Source organism: Levilactobacillus suantsaii (genome assembly GCF_004115745.1).
Classification (GTDB): Bacteria; Bacillota; Bacilli; order Lactobacillales; family Lactobacillaceae; genus Levilactobacillus; species Levilactobacillus suantsaii.
The window spans coordinates 1-4,561 of the sequence record NZ_QXIL01000048.1; the positions used below are offsets into that span (position 1 = coordinate 1).

A 4,561-nucleotide genomic window follows, 5' to 3' on the forward strand; every position below is an offset into this window, starting at 1 on the left:
TCGGCAAATGAAGAAAAACATGGTTGGCTTTGGCGAATAACATATTAATACTGCTGGTTTTGTAATAATAGTAAAAAATCTAATTTCGTCCGAACGGCAATCTTTTTCATTATTCATGTGATACAATATAGATAGTCGTCTATGTTTAATGTGGAGGAATTTACTGATGCACTATGAGTATAAAGATTTGGCATCACTTTTAAAGGTGGTTGCTGAACCTAACCGTCTTAAGATTTTAGAAATGCTGTCCTGTGGTGAGATGTGTGGGTGTGATATACTTGCACACTTTAACTTTACACAACCGACTCTATCCCACCATATGAGTATTCTGGAAAAAAGTGGATTAGTTAACGTAAGAAAAGATACTAAGTGGCACTATTATTCTTTAAATTCAAACAAAAAAGAAGGACTGATTAGTGAATTAACACAAATACTATCTAAAACTGACCATTGCATATGTAAGGATTCACATTCAAACTGTTAGCTTTTTTATTTTGCATTATACATAGATAAATATCTATATGGAGGGCTATTATGCGTACTTCTAAAAATTTATCATTCATGGACCGTTATATGACCTTATGGGTATTTTTAGCTATGGCACTGGGAATTATTAGCGGTTTAGCTTTTCCATCGCTCCCTAAAATAATTAATAGTTGGTCTATCGGTACAACATCAATTCCAATAGCAATAGGCTTAATATTAATGCTATATCCACCACTAACCAAAGTTAATTATGGCAAAATGGGTGATGTATTTAAGGACAAAAAGGAACTTGCTTTTTCATTAGTTCAAAATTGGATCGTTGGCCCTATTTTAATGTTTGCTCTTGCTGTTATCTTTCTACACAATTATCCAAACTATATGATTGGTTTAATCATGATCGGTTTAGCACGGTGTATTGCTATGGTTATTGTGTGGAATGAATTAGCGCAGGGTAATAACGATTATGCTGCTGGTCTAGTAGCTTTTAACTCAATTTTTCAGATTTTGCTATATTCCGTTTATGCATACTTCTTTATTAGTGTCTTACCAAAATTCTTTGGGCTACAAACACAGACAATTAATATTACAATGAGTGAAATTGCTAAAAGTGTTTTTATTTATCTTGGTATTCCTTTCATTTTGGGCATTGGTTCTCGTTACTTTATCATTAGAACAAAGGGTAAAGAATGGTTTGAAGATAAATATGTACCAAAAATAAGCAGAATTACTACTTGGGCTTTACTCTTTACAATAGTAGTGATGTTTTCTGTCAAGGGTGCAAAAGTAGTTCAACTACCAATGGACGCAATAAGAATTGCTGTTCCTTTATTACTATATTTTGTCTTAATGTTCTTCATAACCTTTTGGATTGCGAAAAAGACTAAAACTAGTTATTCAATTTCTGCGACACAATCTTTCACCGCTGCAAGTAATAACTTTGAATTAGCTGTTGCAGTAACAGTCGCTATATTTGGCTTGAATTCTGGAGAAGCATTTGCTGCCGTTATTGGCCCAATGGTTGAAGTACCGGTAATGATCTTATTAGTTGATGTAGCACTATGGATTAAAAGAAAATATTATGATTAAGGAGTAACCAAATGAAAAAAATCTATTTTCTCTGTACCGGGAATTCATGTCGAAGCCAAATGGCCGAAGGATACGCAAAAGAACTTTTTCCTTCCGATAAATTTGAAATTAGAAGTGCGGGCGTAGAAAAGCATGGTTTAAACAAAAATGCAGTACAAGTTATGGCAGAAGATGGTGTCGATATTAATCAGCAGTATTCAAAACTGATTGATTTAAATTACTTCAATTCAGCTAATCTAATTGTTACTTTATGCGGTGATGCACGAGATAAATGTCCAGTTATTCCACCACAAGCTACAAGTATTCATTGGCCATTACCCGACCCTGCAAAAGCCACTGGAACAGAAAAAGAAAAACTACAAGCCTTTAGAAAAGTTCGAAACAAAATAAAAGATAATCTATTCGAACTTGTACAAAATTATAAATAGGGTCCATTTTTAACAAATAACCCCTCAAAAACATTGAAAGAATAGCCCCTAATATCTATAATGTAGATATTAGGGGTTATTTATTTCTATATGGTATAAATGACTTCTCTTATTTGTCATTTTTTCGATACCTTTTGGAACGATTTTGACCAGGAAATAAACGATCATGCGATCCGACTCGAATTCCAATTAAGACTAGTTCATCTTTATCAATCGTATAAACAACCAGGACATCGTTAGTTTCGCTTGGTGTTTTGTTTTTCGGGGTATCTCGTAAGTGAAATTCATTATAACCGCTCATTCGCCGATTAAGCTCATGATCTTCAAATTCTGGTGGTAATTGTTGTTGCTCAAGCATCAGGTCAATGGCTGCTCGAACTTCATCAATAATAGATTTGTCTAAACTGGCTAACCGTTTTAGATCAGCATTAAAGGTTGCACGTGGTTTAAATCTTAGTTTTTTCATTATTTAAACTGGCCCCAATAATCATCATCTGATTCAACAATTTCATCGTCAGGTAAAACATGGCGTTTAATTAACTGATCACGTGCAATTGCATATTCTAACGAACCTTCTTTAGCTTTTAATGCTCTTTCTAGCCAGTCCATTTTTTCTTGTGAAACGATGGCTACTGCGCGACTATTTGAACGAGCAATATAAACGGTTTCGTCTTCGTCATTAACTTGATCTAAATATTTTTTTAGGTTAGCGCGAAAATCGCTCTGTGTTAGTGCTAATGTCATATTTACCACCCTTTCATTGTACTTAATATTGTACTTTAATTTGTACTAAAAATCAATTTTTTAAGGAGCTAAAACTATGCAACAAGTTGTCTTACCCATCAAAGATTCAAACGTTCTCAAAGAGGTGCAAGATACCTTACTCAACAACTTTAAAGCTGGCCGGCGTAACTATACAGTTTTTCAAGTTGGCAAAGCGACACTGTTGCGAGTCAGTGACGTCATGCGCTTAAAACAAACCGATATTTTCAATCCGGACGGTTCTATTAAACAAAATGCGTTCATTCACGACCGAAAAACGGGTAAGCCTAATACCTTGTATCTTAAACCAGTTCAAACAGAGCTCTTATTGTACCGTCAATGGCTACTTGATCATAGACTAGCCTCTGAATGGCTCTTTCCTTCCATTCAACACCCCGAGCGCCATATTACAGAAAAACAATTTTACAAAATCATGAGTAAGGTTGGCGATCTGTTAGGCATTAATTATCTAGGGACCCACACAATGCGCAAAACCGGGGCTTATCGCGTCTACACGCAATCAAATTATAATATTGGCTTAGTCATGAATCTGCTCAATCATTCCAGTGAGGCGATGACTTTAGCTTATTTAGGCTTAGACCAGGCTAGTACTGAAACGATGCTGGATAAAATTGATTTTGGTTAGGAGGCCGGCTTTATGGATTTAGATTTTAAAACCAACAAATATGAGCTGTTTGATGATTGGCATCAAAACAAGACTAAACAAGCCTTTACACAAAAGTTGCAACAACAAGCTCAAATTGAAAAAACACACCTGCCAAAATTATTGTCGCGTGAAGATTTAAAAATTCGTTGGCAGATGAATTCTCGTCAAAGTGTTCATCAGGTTGCTAGTAAGCCTGATTTTCCGCAACCCGTTTTTGCTTTTAATCATGGTAAGACGCCACTTTACTTAGCAACTGAAATTCAAATTTTCGAAATTAATCACCCTTGGGTAATAACTCCCGGTGCTCGTCTTGCTTATAGTCATTGGATCCTTCGTAATGTGATTGATTAATCTTGAGATTTGGCTCTAGGATTTTTATCGTTGGCGCTAGCCTTCTAATACAAATAATCCCCATTTTGATGGGGATTAAATCTACCCTTGACAAGTGTCAAGGGTGTAAGTGCACATTGACCTCGTTTCACTCGGTCTGCTGATAACCATGAAATCAGTTCTTGCCGTTGTTGAATTGGCTGTATTCTTAATTCAATTTATGTTTGCACCTAACTAAGATTGTTATGTTTTAAATATTTAAAAAGTGTTGCAGATTACACTGTTTTAAGCGAAAATTTTTTAGTCGCTTTGTGCAGATAATCTTTATAAGCTTGGTAACAAATTTTGAATAACGGTGCTGTAAGATCTGTGAATTTAAACTGAAAGCATTATTTTGATGTTAGGAGTCATTAAGATTGACGAAAAGAAAGTATTAAAACCAATTGATGAAATGCTTGCTGATCCTTGGCAAGTTGATATTCAAGAATTGTTTGAAGCTTCTGTCAATAAACCTGACGAGATCAAAAGGAATTTGTATGATTCCTTATACACTTATATTTTGCAAAAAAGACAAGAAGATATTATTAATCGTCCTGGTTTCGTCATCTAGCCCTCTAAAAGCTCACTGAGGGCTTTTTATTTTTGTTTTGGTATAAATATATATAAATAGTCTTAAAATCGCTAGAAACGAAAAATAAGGGCTTTAGAAGCAAACATAGCAGTTGAATTCTTGCTAAGATTTAGAAAAACTAACTGTTTGCTGTCAATGGTAGCGGACGAGCGTAGCGTGGGAGCATAAGGA

8 protein-coding genes are annotated in these 4,561 nt (G+C 35.0%); 6 read left to right on the top strand and 2 right to left on the bottom strand.

Annotated elements, in window-relative coordinates; genetic code table 11:
• The first annotated feature begins 166 nt into the window (after nucleotides 1-166).
• Genes DXH47_RS11360 through arsC form a run of 3 tightly spaced genes read left to right on the top strand, consistent with a single transcriptional unit; the run spans nucleotide 167 to nucleotide 2,000 of the window.
• Nucleotides 167-484: an ArsR/SmtB family transcription factor gene (locus DXH47_RS11360; protein WP_012391388.1), complete on the top strand. Its 318-nt coding sequence runs from the start codon at nucleotides 167-169 to the stop codon at nucleotides 482-484.
• A gap of 50 nt (nucleotides 485-534) precedes the next feature.
• Complete coding sequence (arsB, locus tag DXH47_RS11365) at nucleotides 535-1,572, top strand: ACR3 family arsenite efflux transporter (protein ID WP_129033417.1); 1,038 nt, start codon at nucleotides 535-537, stop codon at nucleotides 1,570-1,572.
• An 11-nt stretch (nucleotides 1,573-1,583) separates the two neighbouring features.
• On the top strand, nucleotides 1,584-2,000 hold the full coding sequence (arsC, locus tag DXH47_RS11370) for an arsenate reductase (thioredoxin) (protein ID WP_129033418.1): 417 nt from the start codon (nucleotides 1,584-1,586) through the stop codon (nucleotides 1,998-2,000).
• Nucleotides 2,001-2,109: 109 nt separating this feature from the next.
• Here the strand turns inward: arsC and DXH47_RS11375 are convergent, their stop codons facing one another.
• Nucleotides 2,110-2,466, bottom strand: a complete 357-nt coding sequence (locus DXH47_RS11375; protein WP_129033419.1) for a type II toxin-antitoxin system YafQ family toxin — start codon at nucleotides 2,464-2,466, stop codon at nucleotides 2,110-2,112.
• On the bottom strand, nucleotides 2,466-2,744 hold the full coding sequence (locus DXH47_RS11380; RefSeq protein ID WP_003586674.1) for a type II toxin-antitoxin system Phd/YefM family antitoxin: 279 nt from the start codon (nucleotides 2,742-2,744) through the stop codon (nucleotides 2,466-2,468). Before DXH47_RS11380 ends, DXH47_RS11375 begins: the two co-directional genes overlap by 1 nt.
• Nucleotides 2,745-2,820: 76 nt before the next feature.
• Here DXH47_RS11380 and DXH47_RS11385 point away from each other — a divergent pair, with 76 nt between their 5' ends.
• The 3 genes from DXH47_RS11385 (at nucleotide 2,821) to DXH47_RS11395 (ending at nucleotide 4,369) form a co-directional block, all read left to right on the top strand.
• Nucleotides 2,821-3,408, top strand: coding sequence for a site-specific integrase (locus tag DXH47_RS11385; protein WP_027821988.1), 588 nt, complete (start codon nucleotides 2,821-2,823; stop codon nucleotides 3,406-3,408).
• 12 nt (nucleotides 3,409-3,420) lie between these two features.
• A complete protein-coding gene (locus tag DXH47_RS11390; protein ID WP_129033420.1) occupies nucleotides 3,421-3,780 on the top strand; it encodes a hypothetical protein in 360 nt (119 codons plus the stop codon).
• 376 nt (nucleotides 3,781-4,156) lie between these two features.
• Nucleotides 4,157-4,369, top strand: coding sequence for a hypothetical protein (locus DXH47_RS11395; RefSeq protein WP_129033421.1), 213 nt, complete (start codon nucleotides 4,157-4,159; stop codon nucleotides 4,367-4,369).
• The last annotated feature ends 192 nt before the right edge of the window (nucleotides 4,370-4,561 follow it).